19 protein-coding genes and 2 pseudogenes are annotated in these 25,543 nt (G+C 74.1%); 12 read left to right on the top strand and 9 right to left on the bottom strand.

The window, feature by feature from the left end; all coding sequences use genetic code 11:
* Positions 1-22 precede the first annotated feature (22 nt).
* Entirely contained in the window at positions 23-481 is a 459-nt protein-coding gene (gene mce, locus EV383_RS24445) for a methylmalonyl-CoA epimerase (RefSeq protein ID WP_130292100.1), read from the bottom strand.
* Positions 482-620: 139 nt separating this feature from the next.
* Here mce and EV383_RS24440 point away from each other — a divergent pair, with 139 nt between their 5' ends.
* Together EV383_RS24440 and meaB are read left to right on the top strand one after the other, a co-directional pair.
* A complete protein-coding gene (locus EV383_RS24440; protein ID WP_207223648.1) occupies positions 621-1,808 on the top strand; it encodes an acetyl-CoA C-acetyltransferase in 1,188 nt (395 codons plus the stop codon).
* A 37-nt stretch (positions 1,809-1,845) separates the two neighbouring features.
* Positions 1,846-2,832, top strand: coding sequence for a methylmalonyl Co-A mutase-associated GTPase MeaB (gene meaB / locus EV383_RS24435; RefSeq protein ID WP_207223647.1), 987 nt, complete (start codon positions 1,846-1,848; stop codon positions 2,830-2,832).
* Here the strand turns inward: meaB and EV383_RS31425 are convergent.
* On the bottom strand, positions 2,787-4,073 hold the full coding sequence (locus tag EV383_RS31425) for a helix-turn-helix domain-containing protein (RefSeq protein WP_165438491.1): 1,287 nt from the start codon (positions 4,071-4,073) through the stop codon (positions 2,787-2,789). The genes meaB and EV383_RS31425 overlap by 46 nt on opposite strands.
* A gap of 337 nt (positions 4,074-4,410) precedes the next feature.
* A complete protein-coding gene (locus EV383_RS24420; protein WP_130292097.1) occupies positions 4,411-4,914 on the bottom strand; it encodes a MarR family winged helix-turn-helix transcriptional regulator in 504 nt (167 codons plus the stop codon).
* A 104-nt stretch (positions 4,915-5,018) separates the two neighbouring features.
* Here EV383_RS24420 and EV383_RS24415 point away from each other — a divergent pair.
* Positions 5,019-5,318, top strand: a pseudogene (locus EV383_RS24415) (thiamine-binding protein); the annotation flags it as partial.
* Between the two features lie 101 nt (positions 5,319-5,419).
* Positions 5,420-6,163 carry an alpha/beta fold hydrolase gene (locus EV383_RS24410; protein WP_130292095.1) on the top strand — a complete coding sequence of 248 codons (744 nt, stop codon included), beginning with the start codon at positions 5,420-5,422 and terminating at the stop codon, positions 6,161-6,163.
* Between the two features lie 114 nt (positions 6,164-6,277).
* Here EV383_RS24410 and EV383_RS24405 read toward each other — a convergent pair whose 3' ends face one another.
* Positions 6,278-6,532, bottom strand: a complete 255-nt coding sequence (locus EV383_RS24405; protein WP_130292094.1) for a hypothetical protein — start codon at positions 6,530-6,532, stop codon at positions 6,278-6,280.
* A 259-nt stretch (positions 6,533-6,791) separates the two neighbouring features.
* Here EV383_RS24405 and EV383_RS24400 point away from each other — a divergent pair, with 259 nt between their 5' ends.
* From EV383_RS24400 to EV383_RS24390, 3 genes are read left to right on the top strand one after another with little or no spacing between them, the layout of a single operon-like run.
* Positions 6,792-7,772: a co-chaperone YbbN gene (locus tag EV383_RS24400; protein WP_242623289.1), complete on the top strand. Its 981-nt coding sequence runs from the start codon at positions 6,792-6,794 to the stop codon at positions 7,770-7,772.
* Positions 7,773-7,828: 56 nt separating this feature from the next.
* Positions 7,829-9,076 (top strand): glycosyltransferase family 87 protein, encoded by a 1,248-nt coding sequence (locus EV383_RS24395; RefSeq protein WP_130292093.1) that lies wholly within the window; start codon positions 7,829-7,831, stop codon positions 9,074-9,076.
* A 44-nt stretch (positions 9,077-9,120) separates the two neighbouring features.
* The gene (locus EV383_RS24390; protein WP_130292092.1) at positions 9,121-10,371 is read left to right on the top strand and encodes an MFS transporter; all 1,251 of its coding nucleotides are present in this window, start codon (positions 9,121-9,123) and stop codon (positions 10,369-10,371) included.
* A gap of 16 nt (positions 10,372-10,387) precedes the next feature.
* Here the strand turns inward: EV383_RS24390 and EV383_RS24385 are convergent, their stop codons facing one another.
* Positions 10,388-10,816, bottom strand: coding sequence for a MarR family winged helix-turn-helix transcriptional regulator (locus EV383_RS24385; protein ID WP_242623288.1), 429 nt, complete (start codon positions 10,814-10,816; stop codon positions 10,388-10,390).
* A 116-nt stretch (positions 10,817-10,932) separates the two neighbouring features.
* Here EV383_RS24385 and EV383_RS24380 point away from each other — a divergent pair, with 116 nt between their 5' ends.
* Positions 10,933-11,313: a cupin domain-containing protein gene (locus EV383_RS24380; protein WP_130292090.1), complete on the top strand. Its 381-nt coding sequence runs from the start codon at positions 10,933-10,935 to the stop codon at positions 11,311-11,313.
* 515 nt (positions 11,314-11,828) lie between these two features.
* On the opposite strand, the pseudogene glgB reads toward EV383_RS24380, so the two are convergent.
* Positions 11,829-14,045, bottom strand: a pseudogene (glgB, locus tag EV383_RS24375) (1,4-alpha-glucan branching protein GlgB); the annotation flags it as partial.
* Between the two features lie 206 nt (positions 14,046-14,251).
* The gene (locus EV383_RS24370) at positions 14,252-15,613 is read right to left on the bottom strand and encodes a maltokinase N-terminal cap-like domain-containing protein (RefSeq protein WP_130292089.1); all 1,362 of its coding nucleotides are present in this window, start codon (positions 15,611-15,613) and stop codon (positions 14,252-14,254) included.
* A 468-nt stretch (positions 15,614-16,081) separates the two neighbouring features.
* On the opposite strand from EV383_RS24370, the gene treS reads away from it, so the two are divergent.
* Positions 16,082-18,301 carry a maltose alpha-D-glucosyltransferase gene (gene treS / locus EV383_RS24365; protein WP_130292088.1) on the top strand — a complete coding sequence of 740 codons (2,220 nt, stop codon included), beginning with the start codon at positions 16,082-16,084 and terminating at the stop codon, positions 18,299-18,301.
* Between the two features lie 6 nt (positions 18,302-18,307).
* On the opposite strand, the gene EV383_RS24360 is transcribed toward treS, so the two are convergent.
* Positions 18,308-19,279 (bottom strand): ABC transporter substrate-binding protein, encoded by a 972-nt coding sequence (locus tag EV383_RS24360; protein WP_130292087.1) that lies wholly within the window; start codon positions 19,277-19,279, stop codon positions 18,308-18,310.
* 62 nt (positions 19,280-19,341) lie between these two features.
* Between EV383_RS24360 and EV383_RS24355 the strand changes: the two genes are divergently transcribed.
* On the top strand, positions 19,342-19,989 hold the full coding sequence (locus tag EV383_RS24355; RefSeq protein WP_130292086.1) for a DUF3558 family protein: 648 nt from the start codon (positions 19,342-19,344) through the stop codon (positions 19,987-19,989).
* Positions 19,989-20,636 carry a GDSL-type esterase/lipase family protein gene (locus EV383_RS24350; protein ID WP_207223646.1) on the top strand — a complete coding sequence of 216 codons (648 nt, stop codon included), beginning with the start codon at positions 19,989-19,991 and terminating at the stop codon, positions 20,634-20,636. Before EV383_RS24355 ends, EV383_RS24350 begins: the two co-directional genes overlap by 1 nt.
* 3 nt (positions 20,637-20,639) lie before the next feature.
* On the opposite strand, the gene EV383_RS24345 is transcribed toward EV383_RS24350, so the two are convergent.
* Positions 20,640-22,637: an alpha-1,4-glucan--maltose-1-phosphate maltosyltransferase gene (locus tag EV383_RS24345; protein ID WP_130292085.1), complete on the bottom strand. Its 1,998-nt coding sequence runs from the start codon at positions 22,635-22,637 to the stop codon at positions 20,640-20,642.
* Between the two features lie 290 nt (positions 22,638-22,927).
* Here EV383_RS24345 and glgP point away from each other — a divergent pair, with 290 nt between their 5' ends.
* On the top strand, positions 22,928-25,516 hold the full coding sequence (gene glgP, locus EV383_RS24340; protein WP_130292084.1) for an alpha-glucan family phosphorylase: 2,589 nt from the start codon (positions 22,928-22,930) through the stop codon (positions 25,514-25,516).
* Positions 25,517-25,543: the final 27 nt, after the last annotated feature.

The raw sequence follows: 25,543 nt of genomic DNA, 5'->3' as shown, positions 1-25,543 counted from the left end.
AGCGGACCCGCGGGCCCGCTGCTCAGTGCCCGGCGGAGGCCGGTTCCACCAGCTCCACCAGCACGCCGCCGGCGTCCTTGGGGTGCACGAAGTTGACCTTCGAGTCGGACGTGCCGCGCCGCGGGGCGTCGTAGAGCATCCGCAGGCCCTTCGCGCGCAGCGCGTCACCCGCGGCGGCGACGTCGGTCACCCGGTAGGCGACCTGCTGGATGCCGGGGCCGTTGCGGTCGATGAACTTCGCGATCGTGGAGCTCTCGTTCAGCGGCGCGAGCAGCTGGACCATCGTCGCGCCGGTGGCGTCGCCCGGGGCGGCCAGCATCGCCTCACGGACGCCCTGCTCCTCGTTGACCTCCTCGTGCGTGGAGACCAGGCCGAAGGTGTCGGCGTAGAAGCGGATCGCCTCGTCCAGGTCGGGGACCGCGATCCCGACGTGGTCCACGGCTACGACCAGGGGCTTGAGTGCGTCGTCAGAGGGTGCCATGGGGCCAGAATGTAGCTTGCCTACTCGTGGGTAGCTCAGTGTGCGGCTGCTCACCCCATCCCTTCGGCCCGTCTCGGTACCGACGGTGACGGGTATCGTGTCGCCACATTCTTCGCCATCGATGCTGCTGGAGGACGCCGTGTCCGGAACCGTGATCGTCGCCGGGGCCCGTACCCCGATGGGCCGGCTGCTCGGCTCGCTGAAGGGCTTCTCGGGTGCCCAGCTCGGAGGGGTCGCCATCAAGGCCGCGCTCGAGCGCGCCGGGGTCGCCCCCGAGCAGGTCGAGTACACGATCATGGGGCAGGTCCTCACGGCCGGCGCCGGCCAGATCCCGGCCCGTCAGGCCGCGGTCGCCGGCGGCATCCCGATGGACGTCCCGGCCCTGACCATCAACAAGGTCTGCCTGTCCGGCCTCGACGCCATCGCCCTGGCCGACCAGCTCATCCGCGCCGGTGAGTTCGAGATCGTCGTCGCCGGTGGCCAGGAGTCGATGACCCAGGCCCCGCACATGCTCGGCAAGTCCCGCGAGGGCACCAAGTTCGGCGACGCGACGCTCGTCGACCACATGCAGTACGACGGCCTGTTCTGCGCGTTCGACCAGGTCGCGATGGGTGCCTCGACCGAGAAGCACAACGCGCGCTACGACATCACGCGCGCCGACCAGGACGAGTTCTCCGCCCGCTCGCACCAGCGCGCCGCCAAGGCCGCCGAGAACGGCGTGTTCGACGAGGAGATCGCCGCGGTCGAGATCCCGCAGCGCAAGGGCGACCCGATCACCTTCTCCACCGACGAGGGCATCCGCGGCGACACCACCGCCGAGGGCCTCGGCAAGCTCAAGCCGGCCTTCGCCGCGGACGGCACGATCACCGCCGGCTCCGCGTCGCAGATCTCCGACGGTGCCGCCGCGGTGGTCGTGATGAGCAAGGCCAAGGCCGAGGAGCTGGGCCTGAGCTGGATCGCCGAGATCGGCGCGCACGGCGTCGTCGCCGGTCCGGACGCCAGCCTGCAGGAGCAGCCGGCGAACGCGATCGTCAAGGCGTGCGAGAAGGAGGGCATCTCGCCCTCGGACCTCGACCTGGTCGAGATCAACGAGGCGTTCGCCGCGGTCGGCGTCGTCTCCACCCGCAAGCTGGGGATCGACGAGGAGAAGGTCAACATCAACGGCGGCGCGATCGCGCTGGGCCACCCGATCGGCATGTCCGGCGCCCGGATCGCCCTGCACCTGGCACTGAGCCTGCGCCGCCAGGGCGGCGGCGTCGGTGCGGCCGCGCTGTGCGGCGGCGGTGGTCAGGGCGACGCGCTGATCGTGCGCGTGCCGAAGTCCTGATCGTCCCCGTTCCACCGAACCCGCAGGAGACCCTCACGTGCCCGCCGCCCAGGACCCGCTGGAACTGGTCGCGCGGGCGCGTGAGGGGCAGCAGCGCGCGGTCGCGAAGCTGATCTCGCTGGTGGAGAACGCCAGCCCGCAGCTGCGCGAGGTGGCGGCGGCGCTGGCCCCGCACGCCGGGAACGCCCAGATCGTCGGGCTGACCGGGGCGCCGGGCGTCGGCAAGTCGACGACGACCTCGGCGCTGGTCACCGAGCTCCGGGCCCGTGACCTGCGGGTCGGAGTGCTGGCGGTGGACCCGTCGTCGCCGTTCAGTGGCGGGGCGCTGCTCGGTGACCGGGTCCGGATGGGCGAGCACGCGACCGACGACGGCGTGTTCATCCGCTCGATGGCCACCCGCGGGCACCTGGGCGGTCTGGCCTGGGCCACACCGCAGGCCCTGCGGGTGCTCGACGCGGCCGGCTGCGACGTCGTGCTGGTCGAGACGGTCGGGGTCGGACAGTCCGAGGTCGACGTCGCGCGCCTCGCCGACACCACCGTCGTGCTGCTCGCACCCGGGATGGGCGACGGCGTGCAGGCGGCCAAGGCCGGGATCCTGGAGATCGGCGACGTGTTCGCCGTGAACAAGGCCGACCGCGACGGTGCCCGGCAGACCGTGCGCGAGCTCAAGAACATGCTGCACCTGCGGGAGGGCGCCGAGGCGGCCGACCACGGGACCGGGACCGAACCGTGGACGCCGCGGGTGCTGTCCATGGTCGCGTCCCGCACCGAGGGGATCGACGCCCTCGCCGACGCGGTCACCGAGCACCGGGCCTGGAGCGAGAGCTCCGGTGCACTGCGTGAACGCCGGCGACGGCGCGCGCAGAGCGAGATCGAGGCGATCAGCCTGGAGCAGGTCCGTCTCCGGATGGAGGGCCTGCGGGGCGGGTCGGCGCTGCCCTCTCTGGCCGACCGGGTGCTGGCCGGGGAAATCGACCCCTACCGCGCGGCCGACGAGCTCCGCGCCGGCGCCGTCGACGTCTGAGTTCCGGGGCCGAGCATCTCCGCGACCAGCGCGGCGATCCGTGGTGCGCCGATCCGCAGAGCCAGCAGGTCGGCACGACGGGCGTGGGTGACGGCGTCGTCCGCGCGCCCGGCCCGGCGCAGGGCCAGCGCCAGTACGGCGGACGCCTCCGCCCGCTCGCGGACCGGTCGCGCATCGTCTCCCGCGGCACGTTCCAGCGCGGTGCATGCGCCCTCGTCGCCCGAGGAGGCTCGCGCGAGATTCCTGCGGTGCCGGATCGCGTCGACCTCCACGGTGAAGCCGGGGCGGACCGCGTCGATCCTCGTGCGCCCCGGGCCGTCCGTCCCCTCGCCCGCCGGCTCGCCCCCGGCGACCGTGCTGCCGGCGACGGCGTCGCCCGCGCCGTCCACGTCGCCCGAGCCGCCCGCGTCGGCCGCGGAGCGGACGACGGCCGACCACGCGTCGTCGGCGTCGCCGACGAGCGTCCGGGCGCGGTCCGGTTCGCCCATGTCGAGCAGGAGGCCGGCTCGCCCCGCCCGCGCCCGCGCGGCGAGGTCGGGCCGTCCGGCCTCCAGCGCGGCCGCCCTCGCCGTCCCGTAGCGGGACCAGGACGGGACGGGCCGCGCGCGGTCGCGTTCCAGGTCCCCGGCCAGCAGCGCGGCCTCGGCCAGCAGCGCGCAGAGATCCCGCCGGAGGGTCTCGGACAGGACGTGGTCGGCCAGCGTGACCAGCCGCTCGACCTGGGCGGCGAGCACGTCCGCGGCACCGGCGGGGCCCAGCCGGTGGTCGAGCCGGGCGGTGGCCGCGACCTGTTCACGGAGCAGGCCGAGCGCCGTGTCGTCGAGTGCCTCGGCCTCGGCGAGCGCTCCGATCAGCGACCCGGGCTGCCCCGCCGGGACCTGCCCCTCCGCGGCGAGCCCGAGGCCGGCCGGAGCGCTGTCGTAGAGGGTCCCGAGCAGTGCGCGGTACTCGGGCTCGGGGGTCGCGTGCCCGTTCTCCCAGCGGGACAGCTGCGTCTTCAGGCTCGCCGGTCCGGCGACGGTGACCCCCGTGCGCTCGGCCAGGGCGGAGAGCTCGCGCGCGGCGTCGGCCTGTGACCAGCCGCGGTCCCGCCGGGCGGCCCGCAGCAGCGCCCGTCCGTCGGTCGCCCGCCCGCCGGTCGCCCGCCCGCCGGGCGCCCGCCCGCCGGGCGCCCGTCCGTCGGGGACACGCCCCGGTGGCGGGGCCGCGACAGCTCCGGTTCCGTGGCTCGTGGTCGTCACGACGCGGAATTCTGTCGGTGGTGCCGCCTACTGTCAACGCTGTTGACGCAACAGGTCGTCAACGGTGTTCGGGGAGGACGGCATGGACGTGACGTCGTACGTGGTGTGCGCGCTGGTCGCCGGCGCGGCCGGGGGAACGGCCGGGTGGTGCACGGTCCGCGGGATGCTGGGCGGACGGCCTCGACCGCGCGGCCGGGGTCCGGGGGCGGGCGCGACGATGCGGGGATGGCCCGGCCCGGGCGCCCCGCACGGCGACGAGACGGAGGGGTCACGCCGGCGTCTCGGCCGCACCCGGCGGCCCGGGCGGTGGCGCCGATGAGGGCGCCGACGGCGACGGTCAGTCGAAGTCGCCCGCGGCGCGGCGCACCGCGCGCAGGAGTCCGGTCAGCTCGTCGCGCTGCTCGCCGGAGAGCCCGGCCAGGCCGAAGTCGATCCCGGTCACCGCCGTCGTGGCCTCCGCCAGGCGGGTCCTGCCGTCGTCGGTCAGCTCGACCAGCGTGGCCCGCCGGTCGGTCGGGTGCGGCACCCGGCGGACCAGTCCGTCGCCCTGCAGCCGGTCGACGATGTTGGTGACGCTGGTCGGGTGCAGCTGCAGGCGTTCACCCATCACCCGCATCGGCAGGCTGCCGCGGCGCGCGAAGTCGAGCAGCACCATCGCCTCGTAGCGGGCGAACGTCAGGCCGTGCGGGCGCAGGGCGCCGTCCACCGCGGAGAGCAGGATCTGCTGCACGCGCATGACGCTGGTGACCGCGGCCATGCTCGCCGACGGTCCGATCCGTTCGTCCCAGAGGTCCGCGGCGCGCTGGATCGGGTCGAACGGCAGCGACCCGTGGTGCGTCATATCCCCGAACGCTAGCAAAGCGCCCGGTCCGTCCGGTCCGGCGAAGTGGATCGAGGACCGTTCGTCGGGCCGGATCGGGCCCCGCGGCGTGGCAGGCTGGGCCCATGCTCTTCGCGTTCAGTATCGCCCCGTCCGGCGGCGGCTCCTCGGACAGTGTCAGCGCGGCCGTCGCGGAGGCCGTGCGGGTCGTCCGGGAGTCCGGCCTGCCCAACGAGACCACGTCGATGTTCACCACCATCGAGTCGCAGACCTGGGACGAGGGGATGGACGTCGTCAAGCGCGCCGTGGAGGCGGTGCAGGCGAGCGCGCCGCGGGTGAGCCTCGTGCTCAAGGCCGACATCCGCCCCGGTCACGACGGTCAGCTGACGTCGAAGGTCGAGCGGGTGGAGTCGGCCCTGCGTGGGGAGGCGCACGGCGACGGCGCGGGCGGCAGTGCGGGCGGGGCCGCGGGCGGCGGTGCGGGCGGCGCCGCGGGCGGCGATGCCACCGGGCGCCCGGACGCCGGATGACCGCGCCGCGGTTCGTCCTGGTGCACGGCGCGTGGCACCGGGGTGCGTGCTGGTCCGCCGTCGTCGACGAGCTCGGGGCCCGCGGGTTCGCCGCGATCGCACCGGACCTGCCCTCCGACGTCTCGGGTCAGGGGGCACAGGCCTACGCCGATGCCGTGCTGGACGCGATCGACCAGGACGCGGCCGGGCGGGATGACCCGGACCCCGGTCCGGTCGTCCTGGTCGGGCACTCCCTGGGCGGGCTGACCGTCCCGGTGGTGGCCGAGCGGCTGGGCACGGGGCGGGTCGCGGCGCTGGTGCTGCTGGCCGCGATGACGCCGGTGCCCGGGACGTCGTTCATCGGGCGGATGCGCACCGAGGAGCTGATGGTGCCCGGCTACGACGCCGGGGTGCGCCGGGGCGAGGACGGGACCACCTACTTCCCGGTCGAGGACGCACCGGAGGGGCTCTACCGGGGCGTCGCGGCGGAGAGCTCGGACGCCGCGGTGGCTGCGGCCGTCGCCGACATGCGCCCGCAGGCGTGGACGGTGGGCAAGGAGACGACGCCGCTGGCGGCGTGGCCGGCGGTCCGGACCGTGTCGGTGGTGTGCAGCGGGGACCGTGTCGCGTCGCCGGAGGCGGGGCGCAAGGACGCGGCGACGATCGGCGCCGAGCTCGTCGAGCTCGCGGGCGGGCACTTCCCGATGATCACCCGTCCGGGTGAGCTGGCCGACGTGCTGGCCGGGATCGCCGCGGCCTGAGCCGGCGCCGCCCCGGGAACGACGACGGCCGGTGACGGGAGGTCCCGTCACCGGCCGTCACTGCGCCGGGGTCCGGCGGGTGGCGCATCGGCCCGTCGTGCGGGCCGGCGGTCGTCAGGCGATCGCGCTGGTGAAGAAGTACACCCCGACCAGGATCGCCACGAACCCGATCGCCATCGCGATCTGGCCCAGCTTGGCGGTGGCCGGCCGGCGGAAGCTCAGGAAGCCCAGCACGAGTCCGACCGCGCCCAGGATCCATCCCGCGAGCGGGATGAAGATGCCGGCGATGATGCCGAGGACGCCGGCGGCGATGGCGCCGTAGGCCAGGGTCGGCTTGGCGGTCTGGACGTTGTCCATGGGACGGCTCATGTGTCGTGATCCTCCGATGTTGGTGCGCGCTGCGGGCGCGGGTCTGCGGCGACGCAGAGTGACCTTCGGGCCCCTGCTGAGGGTTCAACGAGCGAATGCGCCGAGTGTTGTTCCGCCGGTCCGGTGATGATCGACCCATCGTGAGTCGCCGCTCCCGGAGAGTGCGCACCCCGGCCGGGGTGCGTTCCCGGCCGGGGCCTGGTGGCCACAGCGCCGGGGCGGTCCGCGCGCCGCAGGTGAGCGTGCCAGGATGTCAGGCGTGTCTCGCCCAGATCCACGTCAGCAGGCCCAGCGGTCGGCGATGTCGTCGGCCATGGCCGGAGCGATCGACCTCTCGGCGCTGAAGGCGCGTTCGGAGGCCGCGAACCGGCCCCAGCCACCGGGTGGTGGCGGAGGCGCCGGTGGGGGACAGGCGAGCCCGTGGGTCGTCGACGCCACCGAGCAGGGCTTCCAGAACGACGTCCTCGAGAAGTCGCTCGAGGTTCCCGTCGTCATCGAGCTCTGGGCCGGTCGCTACCCGCGCGAGGAGCAGCTGTCCTCGGAGCTGGAGCGTCTCGCCACGAACGGCGGCGGGGCCTGGGTGCTGGCCCGGGTGGACATCGACACCGCCCCGCGGATCGCGCAGGCCTTCGGCGTACAGCAGGTCCCGATGGTCGTCGTGGTCGTCGGTGGTCAGCCGGTGGACGCGGTCAACGGCGCGATGCCCGACGCGCAGGCCTCCCAGTGGGTCACCTCGCTGCTCGACGCGCTGCGCGAGCGGATGCCGGCCATCGCCGAGGGGGAGGCCCGGGCCACCACCGGCGAGCCCGCGGAGCCCGAGGAGGAGCCGGAGGACCCGCGCTTCACCGCGGCCGAGGACGCCCTCGAGGAGGGTGACTACGCCGCCGCCGAGGCCGCCTACCAGGCGATCCTGAACGTCGAGCCGGCGAACGAGCAGGCCACCGCGGCCCTGGCCCAGGTGCGTTTCCTGGCCCGCGCCGAGCAGGCCGACCCGGCGGCGATCGAGCGTGCGAACGCCGCCCCGGACGACGTCGACGCCCAGCTCGCCGCCGCCGACGCCGAGATGGCCGGCGACGACGTCGAGGCCGCGTTCAACCGTCTGGTGGCCACCGTCGGCCGTACCGGGGGCGAGGACCGGGACCGCGCACGCGAGCACCTGGTCAGCCTGTTCGAGCTGTTCCCCGCGGACGACCCCCGGGTGAGCACGGCCCGGCGGGCACTGGCCCGCGCGCTGTTCTGAGCGAGGGCACCGAGAGCGCGACCATCGAGAGCACCGCGGGCGCAGACCGCCCGCGTGTGCGGTGGGACCGCTCCCGGGCGGTGCGGATCGGTGCCCGGGCGGTCATGGCGGCCGCGCTGGTCACCGCCGTCGCCCTGTTCGTGTTCGGCAACCCGCCGCTGCTGCGGCTGCTGCCGAGCCCGCTCGTCCCGATCACCCACGTCGACTTCGACACGTTCTGGCGCTCCGCCCGCGCGCTGGTGAACGGCACCGGGATCTACGACACCGACGCGAAGCTGCACAACCTGAACCCGCCGATCCTGTCGCTGCTGATGGCGCCGCTGGGGATGCTCGACGCCGTCCTCGCCTACCGGATCTTCGTGACGCTCACCGTCCTGATGGTGGCCGGTTCTGTGTTCGCCGCGGCCCGCGAGCTGCGGATCGGCCGGTTCTGGACGGTCGTCGCGGTCGTGTCGGTGCTGGCGTCGTCGCCCTTGCACGGGACGCTCGCGCTCGGGCAGATCTACGGGATCCTGCTGCTCGGGGTGACGGCCGGCTGGATCGCCGAGCGCCGCGGTCACCCGGTCCTGGCCGCCGTGCTCTACGGCGTCACCGTGGCGATCAAGCCGTCGCTGGCGCCGTTGCTGCTGCTCCCGCTGGTGCAGCGCTGCTGGCCGGCGTTCCGCGCCGGGGTGGCCGCCGCCGCCGTGACGACGCTGGCCGGGCTGGTCGCCGCCGGGTTCTCCACCGGCCCGCAGTGGCTGCGGATGGCGCTGACCGAGCCCGTCGCCACCGTGCTGGACAACGCCGCACTGCCCGGCCTCGCGATCCGCTGGGGGCTGCCGTCGCTGGTCGGGACGCTCGTCGGCGTCGCGCTGATGATCGGCACGCTCGTGTTCTTCGGGATCCGGACGGTGCGCCACGGGACGAGCGCCGCGTACGGCACCGACCCGGCGGGCGTCGCGCCCTGGGCGGTGCTGGCCACCGGCCTGCTCACCGCGCCGATCTCCTGGCACAACTACCTGATCCTGTTGTGGCCCGGGTTGCTGGTCGTCGTCGCCTCCGGGCGCGCCGGGGACGCCCGGCGGGTGGTGGTCGGGGCGCTGCTGGCGCTCGCGTTCATCCCGATCACCTGGAGCGACCTCTGGGCTCCGGGCGACCCGCTCACCCCCGCAGGCCAGGCGCTGTACTCGGCGATCCTCCTCGCGTGCTGGCTGACGCTGCTCCGCCCGGCGACCGGTCCCTGGTGGCCCGATACCGCACCCGGCTCCGGTACGGGGGATCCCTTCCGTTCTGCGGAAGTCACCGCGCGCCCGTCCGGGTAGGCCCGCACACTCCCGTCCACCGGCGAGCAGAGAGGCGGACGGTGATGGCGGACGCGGCAGTGCACGGTGACCGGCACAGGGGGTGGGTCGCGCCGCTGTGCTGGAGCGCGGTCGCCCTCGAGGGGTTCGACCTGGTCGTGCTCGGGGTGGTGCTGCCCTCGTTGCTGCGCGAACCGGCCTGGGGTCTGACGCCCGGTACCGCGTCGCTGATCTCGGTCGTCGGCCTGCTCGGGGTGATGGTCGGGGCGCTGTCCGCGGGGCCGCTGGCGGATCTGGTCGGACGGCGCCGGGCCATGCTGCTCACGGTCGTCTCGTTCTCGGTGCTCACGCTGCTCTGCGCGTTCGCGACCGGGCCGGTCGTGTTCGGGCTGCTGCGCTTCCTGGCCGGTCTCGGCCTGGGCGGGGTGCTCCCGGTCGCGCTGGCCATGGTCAACGAGTTCGGACGGGCCGGGCGCGGCGGAAGCGCGACCACCACGCTGATGACCGGTTACCACGCCGGCGCCGTCCTGACCGCGCTGCTGGGGATCTGGGTCATCCCGTCGTTGACCTGGCGGGCGATGTTCGTGATCGGCGCCCTGCCCGCCCTGGTGCTCGTGCCGCTGGTCGCCGCCCGGCTCCCGGAGTCCTTGCCGGGGGCCGGTCGGGTCACGCCGGCGGAGCGGACCGGGGCGGCACGTCACAACCCGGTCGCCGAGCTCGTCCGCGGCGGGTACCTGCGGTCGTCGATCGCGTTCTGGGCGGCCTCGTTCATGGGCCTGCTGCTGGTCTACGGCCTCAACACCTGGCTCCCCGAGATCATGCGTGCGGCCGGCTACGAGCTCGGCGCGGCGCTGGCGCTGCTGCTGGTGCTCAACGTCGGGGCGGTGCTGGGGCTGCTGCTGGCCGGGCGGGTCGCGGACCGGATCGGCATCCGCACCACGACGATCGGCTGGTTCTCCGCGGCCGCGCTGTTCCTGGCCCTGCTCTCGATCCGGCTGCCGGGCCTCGGGGTGTACGTGAGTGTGCTGCTCGCCGGGGTGTTCGTGTTCAGCTCGCAGGTGCTCGTCTACGCGTGGGTGAGCCGGCACTACCCGGCCTCGGTCCGGGCGTCGGCGCTCGGCGCGGCCAGCGGGATCGGCCGCCTCGGTGCGATCAGCGGGCCGTTGATCGGCGGCGCGCTCCTCGGGGCGGGCGTCGCCTATCCGTGGGGCTTCTACGCCTTCGCCGCCGTCGCGCTCCTCGGTGCGGTCGCCGTGGTGGGCGTGGGCCGCGAGGCCGCGGGGGACCGGGACACCGCGGACTCGACGCGGGCGTGAGTCGGGACCGGACCGGTCACCCGCGCCCGAACCAGGCCGGGGTGTCCAGCCGCAGCGACGGTCCGGACGTCATCGCCGCCAGTGCGTCTTCCAGGTCGCGGACCCGCTGTTCGCCGAGCTCATCCGCCCAGCGGGCACGCAGCTCGTCCAGGACGGCCGCGGAACGGGTCAGCACGGCGTGGCCGCGCGGGGTCATGCGCACGAGCTTGCGCCGGGTGTCCGACGGGTCGGTGCCCCGCTCCAGATAGCCCTGCGCCTCGAGTCCCGCGACGGTCTTGCCCGCGGCCTGCTTGCTCACCCCGAGCGCGCGGCCCAGCTCGACCGCGGTCGTGCCGTGCGGGCCGACGGCCTGCAGGACGAAGCCGTGCGTCGGACGGACGTCGGGGAACCCGTCGTCCGCGAGCCGCACGTGCAGCTCGTCGATCAGCTCCTGGAACGCGCGCAACAGGAGCAGAGGCAGCTCGTGGCCGGGGCGCGCGCCTCTCGACGAATCGGACAACCTGGTTTACCGTTCTCTTCGATCAGACAACCGTGTTGTCGATATTAGAGGAGGAGATCGCCATGACCGTCGTCCGCCACGCCGACCGGCGCCGCACCGAGACCCCGAACGCCGTGATGACCACGCTCGCGTCCCCGACGCTCGGCGGGTCGGGCCACGCGTTGTGGCAGGTGCGGATGGACCCCGGTGCCGCCGGGCCCGAGCACCGGATGACCGGGGAGCAGCTGTGGACCGTCGTCGACGGCGCCGCGACCGTCGAGATCGAGGGCGACGGTCCCTCCGAGCTCGGCCCGGGCGACACCGTGGTGCTCCCGGCCGGGCGCCTGCGCCGGATCGTCGCCGACGAGCGGGCCGGGCTGTCCGCGCTGGTCACCGGCCCGGGCGACGCCCGGGCCGAACTCTCCGACGGCACCGACCGGGGGACGCCCGGCTGGATCGCCTGAACGCAGCCGCCCGGGCCGGGCCGGGCCGCTTGGAACGAATGGTGTCAGGCCCCCGGGGAGGAGCCGTTCTCCGAGCTCCCGGTGGCCGACGTGCCGGCCCCGGACGTCCCGGTCACGAACCTCCCGGTGCGGGTCGCCCGCACCCCCGGTGCCCCGGACGTCGACGGGGTGACGGTCGGTGCCGGCGTGGGCTCGGCGTCGGGGACCGGCAGCGTCTCGTCCGGGTCGAGGACGGGCTCGGACCGCTCCGGGTCCAGGGCGGGCACCGGGTCCCCGGGCTCGGGCACGGCGACCGGCTCGGGAACCGTGACGGGCTGGGGGACGGACTCCGCGACGGGCGGAACCGCGCCGGGCCCCGGGACGAGCGACGACGTGACGTCGCCCGGGGTGATCGGCGCCGGGACGTCGGTCTCCTCGGGTACGGGCGGGATCTCCGAGGCCGTCACCGCGGGCGGGACCGACGCGACGGGCACCGTCTCGGCCGCGGAGCCGAGCGGGTGCACCGGGCCGCCGGTGTCCTCGGGCACCAGCCACAGCACACCGGACGGCGGCAGCCGCAACGCCGCCGACGCGGGCTGGCCGTGCCACATCTGGTTCTCGGCGACGACGGTGCCCAGGTTGCCCACCCCGGAACCGCCGTAGCTGGCGGCGTCGGTGTTGAGCACCTCGGTCCAGCGCCCGGCGAAGGGCAGCCCGACCCGGTAGTTCTCGTTCGGCGCGCCGGAGAAGTTCGCGACGCAGGCCAGCACGGTCGCCCGCCCGGCGGCGTCGGTGCCGTGACGCAGGAAGCTGAGCACGTTGCCGGCGGCGTCGTTGGCGTCGATCCAGGCGAAGCCGTCCGGGGTGGAGTCCTTGACCCACAGCGCGGAGTGCTCGCGGTAGACCCGGTTCAGGTCACCGACGAGCGAGGTGATGCCGCCGTGCAGCGGGTCGGTCTCCTGCAGGTGCCAGTCCAGCGAGCGCTGCTCGGACCACTCGCGGGGCTGGCCGAACTCGCTGCCCATGAACAGCAGCTGCTTGCCCGGGTGCGCCCACATGTAGGCCAGCAGCGCGCGGACGCCGGCCGCCTTGTTCCAGTCGTCGCCGGGCATCCGGGTCCACAGCGAGCCCTTGCCGTGCACGACCTCGTCGTGGCTGATCGGCAGCACGTAGTTCTCGCTGAACGCGTACATCAGCGAGAACGTCAGCTGGTTGTGGTGGAAGCTGCGGTGGATGGGGTCGCGCCCGGTGTAGTCGAGCGTGTCGTGCATCCAGCCCATGTTCCACTTCAGGCCGAAGCCGAGTCCGCCCATGTAGGTGGGCCGGGTGACGCCCGGCCAGGCGGTCGACTCCTCGGCGATCGTGACCGCGCCGGGGTGCTCGCGGTAGACGGTCGCGTTCATCTCCTGCAGGAACGCCACGGCGTCCAGGTTCTCCCGGCCGCCGTGGATGTTGGGCAGCCACGCGCCGTCGGCGCGGGAGTAGTCGAGGTAGAGCATCGAGGCGACGGCGTCGACGCGCAGCCCGTCGATGTGGAACGACTCCAGCCAGTACAGCGCGTTCGCGACCAGGAAGTTGCGGACCTCGTTGCGCCCGAAGTCGAACACGAGCGTGCCCCAGTCGGGCTGCTCGCCGCGGCGCGGGTCGGCGTGCTCGTAGCAGGCGGTGCCGTCGAACTTGGCCAGCGCCCACTCGTCGCGCGGGAAGTGCGCCGGCACCCAGTCGACGATCACGCCGTAGCCGGCGCGGTGCAGCGTGTCGACGAAGTAGCGGAAGTCGTCCGGGGTGCCGAACCGCGACGTCGGCGCGAAGTAGGAGGTGACCTGGTAGCCCCAGGAGCCGCCGAACGGGTGCTCGGCCACCGGCAGCAGCTCGACGTGGGTGAACCCGGTCCGGTCCAGGTAGGCGACGAGCCGGTCGGCGATCTCGCGGTAGTCCAGGCCGGGCACCCACGAGCCCAGGTGCAGCTCGTAGACGCTCATCGGCTCGGCGTGCGGCTTGCGGTCGGCGCGCGCGGCCATCCAGTCGCCGTCGCCCCACTCGTGCACCGGGGTGGTGACGACGGACGCGGTCTGCGGCGGGATCTCGGTCGCGAAGGCCATCGGGTCGGCCTTGTCGCGCCACTTGCCGTCCTGCCCGAGGATGCGGAACTTGTACCGGGCGCCGACACCGACGTCGGGCAGGAAGATCTCCCAGACCCCGGAGCTGCCCAGCGAGCGCATCGGCAGCGACCAGCCGGCCCAGCCGTCGAAGTCGCCGGTGACGCGGACGCCCTGGGCGTTCGGCGCCCACACGGCGAAGCTGGTGCCGGTGACCGGCCCGGAGGCGGTGTCGTAGCTCTGCAGGTGCGAGCCGAGCACGTCCCAGAGCCGCTCGTGGCGGCCCTCGCCGATCAGGTGCAGGTCGACGTCGCCGAGCGTGGGCAGCCAGCGGTACGGGTCGTCGACGATGTGCTCGGCGCCGTCGCCGTAGTCGACGAGAAGCCGGTAGTCGCCGCCGGATCCGGGGACCAGACCGGAGAACAGCCCGGCGTCGTGCACCTTCGTCAGCGGGTGGGCCAGGTCCACGTCGCCGTTGGGCAGGACGTGGACGGCCTCGGCGTGCGGGCGCAGGACGCGGACGACGGTGCCGTCGGCGTGCGGGTGTGCTCCGAGGATGCCGTGCGGGTCGTGGTGGGCACCGCCCAGGAGCCGGTCGGTCGTCGCCTGGTCCGGGGCGCAGGGGTCGATCGCCTGGGTCTCCTCTGATGTCACCTGCGGAACCGTACTGCGCCTCCCCGAGGCTCGCCGACCGCGGGGGCGGACCGTTGCGGGATCGCAAAGTGCGGGCCGGGCGAGCCCCGGACCAGCCGGTACGTCGCCGTCCCGGGCCCGCCCGGGGCGTCTCGAGGGGAACCCCCGGGCCACCGGCGTACGCGAGGGGACCCTCCGGGGCTCCCGCGATCGTGCGGGATGACGGGTCAGCTCGGGCCCGGCTCGGTCGCGACCAGGCGGCGGATCGAGGCGAGGGGGATCGGTGCCCACGTCGGACGGCTGCGGGTCTCGTACACCGCCTCGTAGACGGCCTTGTCCAGCTCGAACGCCCGCAGTGCCGCCTCCTGCGCGCGCGGGTCCGCCCCGGCGCCGCGGGTGTAGCCGTCGCAGAACGCCGAGCGGCTGCGCACCGCCCACGCCGCAGCGGCCTCGGACGCGGCGGCGCTGTCGGCCGGCGCGGCACGCAGCACCTCGTGGAACGCGGCGTAGTCGAACGAGCGCAGCATCCCGGCCACGTCGCGCAGCGGGGAGTCCGGCCGGGCGCGCTCGGCCAACGGGGCCGACGGCTCGCCCTCGAAGTCGATCACGAGCCAGCCGTCGGCGGTGCGCAGCGTCTGGCCCAGGTGCAGGTCGCCGTGCACCCGCTGGACCGCGACCGGTGTGCCCGAGGTGCCGACGGCGTCGTAGACGGCGCGGATCGCGTGCTCGTGCTCGGCCAGCTCCGGGACCTGGGGGAGAGCCGCGTCGAGCCGGGTCTGCCAGCCCGCGGCGAGCCGGCCGGGGTCGGCGGTGGTCCCGCCGAGCGCGGCGAGGAGCTGGGAGTGCACGACGGCGACGGCCTCGCCCAGCGCCGCGGCCTCGCCGGAGAAGTCGGTCTCGCCGGCGGCCCGGCCGACCGCGGCCCGGACCGTCTCCAGCGCCAGCGGCCAGCCCTCGGCCGAGTCGGCGGCGAAGTCCTGCAGCATCCCCAGCGTGGCCGGCTCGCCGTCCACGGTCCCCTCGACGGCGCCCTGCAGCGCCGCGACCCGGGTGCTGCCCTGCGCACGCAGCGCCCGGTGCAGCTCCAGGTCCGGGTTCAGCCCCGGAAGGACCCGCCGGAAGATCTTGAGGATCGTCTCCCGGCCCCAGACGACGGAGGTGTTCGACTGCTCGGCGCCCAGGACCCGCCCGTGCCCGCTCTGCGGGACGGTCGCGCCCGGCTCGGGGACGAACCGCAGGTCACCGGCCGTGACGCCGTCGCGGACCGCGGCCAGCAGCCAGTCGGTGACGCGGGTGTCCCACAGCCCGTCGTAGACGGTCGCGTCCCCGTCGGTGCCGAGGACGGCCTGCTCGGTGACACCCTCCGGCGGCACCCCGGTGGCCACGAGGAGCTGGTAGGTCTGCGTCCCCGGGGCGTCGGTGAAGCCGACCCCGACCAGCACGTGCTCCACCGACAGGTCGGCCGCGGCGAGCAGCGGCGTGCGCGCGACGACCTCGGTCGACCGCACCGACCGCCCTTTCGCGGCGAACCACCGCTGGCGGGGCAGCCACCCCGGCAGCAGGTCGGCGAGCTGCTCGGTCGGACTCACGGGCGCGCCTCCTCCTCGACGCCACGCCGGCGCCGGTCCGGCGCCCGTCGGCGGGCGTGCTGATGAACCGGCGCCACCACGGCGACCGGCGGGGTGATCAGACCACAGCGAACCGCCGCCCGCCGCGTGTCCCCGGCGGATCGCCGGGCGGCGTGTGTCGGCCGGGAGGGGCGCGCCGACGCCGGTGTTACAGTCCGCGACGGCGTCGTCACCACGCCGCGAATGGTCCTCCGACCGGCCCGCGACGCCCGGTCGGAGCCGTCGTCGAACGGCTGGTGACGCGTGCGGGCCGACCTTCCCGAGCAGGTCCGCGCCGTGCCCGGAGGCACGGCTGCCGCGGGGAACCCATACTGATCTCTCGAGCGGTGGACACACGTGCCCGGACGCCCTGATGCGGCAGCCCCTCCCGCGAACGACGACGACCACGGGGCGGGGCGGGTGACCGGAGACCCGACCGAGGGAGAGCCGATGGCCGACGAGCAGAGCCACGAACCGGCACACGAGCCTGCCGAGATCACCTTCGCCGAGCACTTCCACCCGGCGCGGCCGAAGAGCCTGCGCCACCGGGCGCGGGTGCGGTCGACGGTGCCGCGGCGCTCGGTCGCCCAGGACGGCCCGGCCAACGGCGAGAACCCGGCCTACGTGTCGTGGCTGCAGAGCCAGTCGATGCTCGGGCACGCCAACGAGCTGGCCCGCCAGTTCTCCGGGCAGGGCTCGATGTGGCAGAACCCCTACGCCAACCCCGGCCCCCGCCAGGCGGTGGAGACGGCGTCGGTGTGGTTCACCGCGTACCCGATCTCGTTCATCACCCGGCCCGGGGACTCGTTCCTGGCCGCGCTCGGCGACGAGGGCATGTGGAGCGCGTTCGAGAAGATCGGTATCGAGGCGGTGCACACCGGCCCGGTGAAGAAGGCGGGCGGTCTCTCCGGCTGGCAGTCCACCCCGAGCGTCGACGGGCACTTCGACCGGATCTCCAACGAGCTCGACCCGGTGTTCGGCACCGAGGACGAGTTCCGCGCCATGTGCGCCACCGCCACCTGGTACGGCGGCACCGTGATCGACGACATCGTGCCCGGCCACACCGGGAAGGGCGCCGACTTCCGGCTCGCCGAGCTCGCGCACTCGGACTACCCCGGCATCTATCACATGATCGAGATCGACGAGAACGACTGGGCCGAGCTGCCCGACGTCCCGTCCGGTCACGACTCGGTCAACCTCGACGCCGTCACCGAGGAGAAGCTGGAGAAGAGCGGCTACATCGTCGGGCGTCTGCAGCGGGTGATCTTCTACCGCGAGGGCGTCAAGGAGACGAACTGGAGCGCGACCCGGCCGGTGACCGGCGTCGACGGCGTCACCCGCCGCTGGGTCTACCTGCACTACTTCAAGGACGGCCAGCCGTCGGTGAACTGGCTGGACCCGACGTTCGCCGGGATGCGGATGGTGATCGGCGACGCGCTGCACTCGCTGGCCGACCTCGGCTCCGGCGCGCTGCGCCTGGACGCCAACGGCTTCCTCGGGGTGGAGAAGTCCGCCGAGGGGATGCCGGGCTGGTCGGAGGGCCACCCGACGTCGGAGGCCGCGAACCACATCATCGCGAGCATGGTCCGCAAGGTCGGCGGGTTCACGTTCCAGGAGCTGAACCTGACCATCGACGACATCCGGGTCACCTCGGAGGCCGGCGCCGACCTGTCCTACGACTTCGTCAACCGGCCCGCCTACCACCACGCGCTGGCCACCGCCGACACCGAGTTCCTGCGCCTGACGCTGCGCACCTCGACCCGGCTCGGCGTGGACCCGGCTTCGCTGGTGCACGCGCTGCAGAACCACGACGAGCTGACCTACGAGCTCGTGCACTGGACGGCGACCGAGGACCTCTACGAGTTCCGCGGCGAGGAGATCACCGGCGCCGACCTGGCCGACACGATCCGCCGCGACCTGTGCCAGCACCTGACCGGCCCGGACGCGCCGTACAACCTGATCTTCACCACGAACGGCATCGCCTGCACCACCGCCACGGTGATCGCCGCGGCGCTGGGCATCACCGAGCTGGACGCGATCGAGCCGGCCGACGTCGAGCGGATCCGGCGGGTGCACCTGCTGCTGGTCATGTTCAACGCGTTCCAGCCCGGGGTGTTCGCGCTGTCGGGCTGGGATCTCTGCGGGATGCTCACGCTGCCGCCCGGTGACGTCGAGGAGCTCCTGTCCAGCGGCGACACCCGCTGGATCAGCCGCGCCGCGCACGACCTGATGGGCGCCAACCCGCACGCGCACAAGTCCGCGGCCGGCATGCCGCGCGGGGTGAGCCTCTACGGGACGCTGCCCGACCAGCTCACCGACGAGGCGAGCTTCGCCCGGCAGATGCAGGCGATCCTGGCGGTGCGCAAGCGCTGCGGTGTCGCGACGAGCCGTCAGGTCGACGTCCCGGACGTCTCGCACCGCGGGATGCTGGTGATGGTCCACGAGCTCGACGACGGCTCGTTCGCCCTGACCGTGCTGAACTTCGCCGACGAGGAGGTCGACGGCACCGTCCGGTCGGAGCACCTGCCGCCCGGCTCGGTGGTCACCGACCTGTTCAGCGGTGACGCCGTGGCCACGGTCGACGACCTGCAGAGCTTCCGCGTCGAGCTGACCCCGTTCCGCGCCACGGCCCTGCTGGTCGAGCCCCCGGAGCCGGAGCCGGAGGACTGAGCGCCCTCAGACCGGGGACATCCGCCCGTCCCGCCAGCGGACCAGCGTGGTCCCGTGGCCGGTCTGGGTGCCGGTGACGGGGTCGATCGCGAAGGCGCCGTAGAGCGTCGTCGTGCGCAGCGCCGTCGCGGCCGCCCACAGCGCGCCGGGGTCGGTGCTCCCGGCCACCGACGCGCAGTGCAGGGCGATCGCGGCCGTCGCGGCGGCCTGGACGGCGGGGTAGTCCGGCCCGGTGCCGGTCGCGGCGCGGTAGCGGTCCAGGAACGTCGCCTCGTCCGGGCCGACCTCCGGCGTACCGGGAGCCCCGGGGACCCACTGGGCGACGCCGAACACCCCGTCCGGATCGTGGGCCGCACGTCCGAACTCCCGCACCCCGGCTGCGACGGTGCCGACGACGACCGGCCGGTCCGCCCCGGTCGGCAGCCGGTTCACAGCGTCGACGTCCTCGTCGAACGACCCGGCCAGGAACAGCGCACCCGGTCCCTCGTCGACGACCGTCACCCCGGCCCGTGCGGCCGCCTCGCGGGCCCCCGCGACGACCTGACGTCCGAAGCCGCCCCGCCCGGGCACCAGGCGCAGCGGCGTCCCCGGATGCTCCCGGGCCAGGTACCGGACGAACGCCCCGGCATAGCCGCTCGTCGGGGTCAGGACCGACACCACCCGCCCCGGCGCGGCGCCCTGGACCCGGTCGCCCGCACCGCCGTGGTTCCACACGAAGCGCCCCGACTCCCGTGCCCACCGCGCCGCGGCCCGCGCCGTCGACGTCCCGTACGGGCCGAGCAGCAGGTCGCAGGACCCGGCCAGGACGTCCAGCGTCGGCGCGACCCGGCCCGGCTCGCCGGCGTCGTCGACGAGCACCGGGGCGGGTGCGCCGAGCAGGTCCATCCCGACCCGCAGGCCGTCCGCGGCCTGGGTTCCGAAGCGGGACAGGGGACCCGTCAGCGACAGCACCGCCCCGACCCGTGATGCGCCCGTCACCGCCCCGAGACTAGGGGTCGGCGGCGTGCCGGTGGCCCGGCGTCACCGGTAGCGTCGTCGGCATGGACGGCAGCGCGGGCCCGCGATCCGGGCACCGTCGCAGCCGGCCGCGCACCGCACCGGGCCGTTTCCGGAGAACTCTCGCCCGCGCCGCCGCCCCGGCTCTCGTGACGGTGCTGGCGCTGGCCGGGTGCGGGTCCGCACCGGAGGTGCCGAGCCCGTTCCCGCCCCGCCCCGCGGACCTCCGGGTGACCGGGCTGCGTGCCTGCGACTCCGTCGACGCCGACGACTCGGCGCTGCTCGGCATCGTCGACACGACGCCGGACCCGTTCGGGCAGGGCGCGAACAACTGCGTCCTGAGCGGACCGGACGGGCAGGTGTGGACCGTGCGGATCCAGCCCGGCATCCCGGCCCGCAACCGTGTGCCCGGCGACCCGGCCTACGTCGAGGGCGACCTCAAGCTCGTCGGGCACCGTGTGACCTCGGTGGACGGGTACGGCGCCGTCGAGGGCGTCGCGGAGGAGTCGCCGCCCGGGGCGAGCTGCGCGCTCGTCGTCGACACCGACCCGGACGCCTCGTTCGTCCTGACCTACGAGTCCTACGCCCGCCCCGCCGGCCCGCCCGGAGGAAGCCGGGAGGCGGGCTGCGCGCGGGCGTCGCAGGTCGCGTCGATGGTCGTCGTCTCCGCGCAGGAACGCGACCGGACCTGATGCGCATGCGGGCGGGCGACGAGGAGGCACGGGACGTGCGGGTCTGCGCGGTCGGCGACTCGTTCGTGGCCGGGGTCGGCGACCCGGAGCACCTGGGGTGGGCCGGGCGCCTGGCCGCGGGCTCGCACCGCGACGGCCTGCCGCTCACGTTCTACAACCTCGGCATCCGCCGCGACACCACCCGCGACGTGCTGTCCCGCTGGCGTCGCGAGCTGCCGCCGCGGCTGAAGGTCTCCGGCGACGGACCCGTCGACGCGCGGGTGGTCGTCTCGGTCGGGGTGAACGACACCACGGCCGTCCCCGGCGGGCACGGCCCGTCCTCGCGCGTGGGGGCCGCGGCGTCCGCGGCGCACCTGGAGATGCTGCTCGGCGAGCTGTCCGACCTCGGCTGGGGCCTGTTCGTGGCCGGGCCGCCGCCGGTGGCCGACGCCGGGCAGAACACCCGGATCGCCGACCTGGACACGCGGTTCGCCGAGGTGTGCGCCCGCGCCGAGGTGACCTACGCGCCGGTGTTCGCGGCGCTGGCGGCCGACCCGACGTGGACGTCGGAGGTCGCGGCCGGCGACGGCGCGCACCCCGCCGCGGCGGGGTACGCGCGCCTGGCCGAGCTGGTCCGCCCGGTGTGGCGGACCTGGCTCGGCCGGTGAGGGTCAGACCACCGGGGTCGCCTTCGGCAGCGACAGGATGTGCGCCACGTTGTCCCACGGCAGCAGCCGGACGAAGTTGCGCTCGCCCCACCGGAACGACTGGCCGGTGACCTCGTCGCGGACGTCGACCACGTCGTCCCAGTCCAGGCCGAGCGCCGGCATGTCCAGCGTCACCGTTCCCTCGCGGGCCTCGGTCGAGTTCAGCGTGACGACGACCAGGATCTGGTCCCCGCTGGCCGGGTCCACCTTGGAGTAGGCCAGCAGGTCGTCGTTGTCGGTGGCGTGCGGGTGGAACTCGCGCAGCTGCTGCAGCGCCGGGTGCGCGCGCCGGATCTCGTTGAGCTGGGTGAGGTACGGCTCGAGCGAGCGGCCCTCGTTGAGCGCGGTGTGGAAGTCGCGCGGGCGCAGCTCGTACTTCTCCGAGTCCAGGTACTCCTCGCTGCCGGCCTTCACCGCGGTGCCCTCGTAGAGCTCGAAGCCGGAGTAGACGCCCCAGGTCGGCGACATCGTCGCGGCCAGCGTCGCCCGGATCGCGAACATTCCCGGACCACCGGTCTGCAGCGACTCGTGGAGGATGTCCGGGGTGTTGGTGAACATGTTCGGACGGCACTCGTCGGCGTGCTCGGCGTGCAGAGCCCCGAACTCGAGCAGCTCCTCCTTCTCGGTCCGCCACGTGAAGTACGTGTAGGACTGCGTGAACCCGAGCCGGGCCAGGCCGAACAGCCGCGCCGGGCGGGTGAACGCCTCGGCCAGGAACAGCACGTCGGGGTGGCGCTCCTTGACCTGCCAGATCAGCCAGTGCCAGAAGTTCGGCGGCTTGGTGTGCGGGTTGTCGACACGGAAGATCTTCACCCCGTGCTCGACCCAGAGCAGTGTCACCCGCAGGCACTCGGCGTAGATGCCGGCCGGGTCCCGGTCGAAGTTGATCGGGTAGATGTCCTGGTACTTCTTCGGCGGGTTCTCGGCGTAGGCGATCGTGCCGTCCGGGCGGACGGTGAACCACTCCGGGTGCGCCGCGACCCAGGGGTGGTCCGGCGCGCACTGCAGGGCGAAGTCGAGCGCGACCTCCATGCCCAGCTCGTTCACCCGCGTCACGAACGCGTCGAAGTCGTCGAAGTCGCCCAGCTCGGGGTCGATCGCGTCATGGCCGCCCGCGGCGGACCCGATCGCCCACGGCGACCCGACGTCGCCCGGCTCGGCGTGCACGGAGTTGTTGCGGCCCTTGCGGTGCACCGTGCCGACCGGGTGGATCGGCGGCAGGTAGACGACGTCGAAGCCCATCTTCGCGATCCGGTCGAGCTCCTTGGTCGCGGTGACGAACGTGCCGTGCACGGCGCGGCCGGTCTCGTCGCGGCCTCCGGTGGAACGCGGGAAGATCTCGTACCAGGAGCCGTAGAGCGCGCGGCGACGGTCGACGAAGACCTCGCGCTCCGGGCCGTGGGTGATCAGCTCGCGCACCGGGCGGTCGGTCATGATCGTGACGACGGCCGGGAACAACGCGGGCGCGACGCGCGAGCGCAGCGGCAGGGCGGTGTCGCGCAACGTGTTCGCGGCACCGAGCAGCAGGTCCCGGTTGGCCTTCTCCGACGGGCGGCGCCCGACCCGGTGCAGCAGCCGGGCACCGGTCTCCAGGTCGTTGGCCAGCTCCTCGGCGGTCTGACCGGCGGCGAGCTTGGCCTCGACGGCGTGGCGCCAGGTGGCCCACGGGTCGCTCCAGGCGTCCACGCGGAAGCTCCAGCGGCCCGGGACGTCCGGCACGACGGTGGCGACGAACCGGTCGGTGCCCACACCCTCGGGCACCATCCGGACGTGCTCGGGCTCGCCGTCGTCGTCGGTCTCGGCGTCGGCGAGCTTCGTCCAGACGACGTTCGCGGCGACCGCGTCGTGCCCCTCGCGCCAGACCGTGGCGCGGATCGGGACGACCTCGCCCACGACGGCCTTGCTCGGGTCCCCGGTCTCCACCAGAGGGGTTACATCATCGATTCCGAGCCGACCCGTCATCGGCCTCACCCCCGGTGTTGTTCTGATCAGATCGGCCGGACGTCGGGCATCGGGTGAGCACTCGGCGCGAGCGGACGTCACTACAGCTCAGCGCCGGTTCACCGCGACGACTTCCCCGAAGCGGCCGCGTACCCGCCAACCGTACCGAGACTGTCGACGTGTGTCCGGCCGGGCCGGGAGAGCGTGTCGCAACCGTAAGCGTGGTGTCGGCGCCCGTTCGTCCCGTGCTCGTTCCCGCTCCGCCCCTCTCGTTCCCGCTCCCTTCCCGTCGTCTCGTACGCTTCGCGCCCGTGAGAGCCCTGCGCCGATTCACCGTCCGTGCCCAGCTGCCGACCCAGCTGGCCCCGCTCCAGACGCTGGCCACGAACCTGCGCTGGACCTGGCACGCCCCGACCCGCGATCTGTTCGCCTCCCTCGACCCCGAGGCGTGGGAACGCTGCGGGCAGGACCCGGTCCGGCTGCTGGGGGAGATCCCCAGCTCACGCCTGGCGGAGCTGGCCACCGACGCCGAGACCGTCGTGACGGTGCGCGAGCTCGCCGACGAGCTGGGCGACTACCTGGCCGGCCCGCGCTGGTACCAGGACAGCCGCGAGGACACCCCCGACCTGCCGGGCGCGGTGGCCTACTTCTCGATGGAGTTCGGCGTCTCCGAGGTCCTCCCGAACTACTCCGGTGGCCTCGGCGTGCTGGCCGGCGACCACCTCAAGGCCGCCTCCGACCTGGGTGTGCCGCTGATCGCCGTCGGCCTGCTCTACCGGTCGGGCTACTTCCGCCAGTCCCTGTCGCTCGACGGCTGGCAGCTCGAGCACTACCCGGCGCTCGACCCGCAGGGACTGCCGCTGCAGCTGCTCACCGGCGCGGACGACGAGCCGGTGCACGTCCAGGTCGCGATGCCCGACGACCGCACCCTGACCGCCCGCGTCTGGCAGGCCCAGGTCGGACGGGTGCCGCTGCTGCTGCTCGACACCGACATCGAGGACAACGAGGCGGACCTGCGCGGCATCACCGACCGTCTCTACGGCGGCGACCAGGACCACCGGATCTCCCAGGAGATCCTGATCGGCGTCGGCGGCGTCCGCGCCGTGCGCGCCTACTGCGCCGCCACCGGGCACCCAAGCCCGGAGGTCTTCCACACGAACGAGGGACACGCCGGGTTCCTCGGGCTCGAGCGGATCCGGGAGCTGGTGGCCGGGGTGCCGGGAGGAGCGTCGGCGGAGTCGAACGGCTCGACGCCGCTGGACTTCGACCAGGCTCTCGCCGCGGTCCGGGCCGGCACCGTGTTCACCACCCACACCCCGGTCCCGGCCGGCATCGACCGGTTCGGCCTGGACCTGGTCCGGCGCTACCTCACCGACCGGCTGCTGCCCGGCCTGCCGACCGACCGGCTGCTCGCGCTCGGCGCCGAGGAGAACCCCGAGACGTTCAACATGGCCCACATGGGCCTTCGCCTGGCCCAGCGCGCGAACGGCGTCTCGCGGCTGCACGGCGCCGTCTCGCGCGGGATGTTCGGCGGGATGTGGGACGGGTTCGACCAGGACGAGGTGCCGATCGGGTCGGTCACCAACGGCGTGCACGGGCACACCTGGGAGGCCCGCGAGATCACCGCGCTGCTCGGCGACCCGACCCCGGGCGGGCGTCACCACGCCGGGAGCGCGCCGTCCGAGGTCAGCGACGGCGAGCTGTGGGCGCTGCGCAACACGCTGCGGTCCCGTCTCGTCGACGAGGTCCGCCGCCGCGTCCGCGCGGCCTGGCTGGAGCGCGGAGCGTCCACCCCGGAGCTGGGCTGGACCGACCACGTCTTCGACCCGGGCGTGCTCACCGTCGGCTTCGCCCGCCGGGTGCCGACCTACAAGCGCCTGACGCTGATGCTGCGCGACCCCGACCGGCTGCGCAGCCTGCTGCTCGACCCGCACCGTCCGGTGCAGCTGATCGTGGCCGGCAAGTCGCACCCCGCCGACGACGGCGGCAAGGCGCTGATCCAGCAGATCGTCCGGTTCGCCGACGACCCCGAGGTCCGCGACCGGATCGTCTTCCTGCCCGACTACGACATGTCGATGGCCCGCTACCTCTACTGGGGCTGCGACGTCTGGCTGAACAACCCGCTGCGCCCGCTCGAGGCCTGCGGCACGTCCGGCATGAAGTCCGCGCTCAACGGCGGGCTCAACCTCTCCATCCGTGACGGCTGGTGGGACGAGCTCTACGACGGCTCCAACGGCTGGGCCATCCCGACCGCGGACGGCGTCGAGGACCCGACCCGGCGCGACGACCTGGAGGCCAACGCCCTCTACGAGCTGCTCGCCACCCAGGTCACGCCCGCGTTCTACGACCGCACCGACGGCGTCCCGACGCGGTGGGTGGAGCTGGTCCGCCACACGCTGGAGACCCTGCGCCCGCAGGTGCAGGCGACCCGGATGGTCGGCGAGTACGTCCACGACTGGTACCTCCCGGCCGCCCGCGCGGCCGCCGAGGCCGTCGCCGACGACTACGCCGCCGCCCGGGACGTGGCCGGCTACCGCGCCCGCCTCAACGCGGCGTGGAACAAGCTGCAGGTCACCGGCGTCGACGCGTCCGGGCTGCCGGACACCCCCGTCGTCGGGTCGCCGATGACGGTGCGTGCGACGGTCGACCTGGCCGGCCTGGACCCGGCGGACGTGACGGTCGAGGCCGTCGTCGGACGGGTGGACGACACCGACGAGCTGGCCGAGCCGACCACGGTCGCGATGGAGCACGCCGGAGCCTGCGACGGCGGCGGCGACCGCTACGAGGTCGTCGTGCCGCTGCCGCACGCCGGGCTGACCGGGTACACGGTGCGGGTCCTGCCGCAGCACCCGCACCTGGCGTCGTCGGCGGAACTGGCGAAGGTCGTGCTGGCGGGCTGAGCCCGGGGATCTGCGGTAGGGGGTCTG

Origin of the sequence: Pseudonocardia sediminis, assembly GCF_004217185.1 — a bacterium.
Taxonomy (GTDB): domain Bacteria; phylum Actinomycetota; class Actinomycetes; order Mycobacteriales; family Pseudonocardiaceae; genus Pseudonocardia; species Pseudonocardia sediminis.
This window is presented reverse-complemented; position numbering and strand designations above follow the sequence as displayed.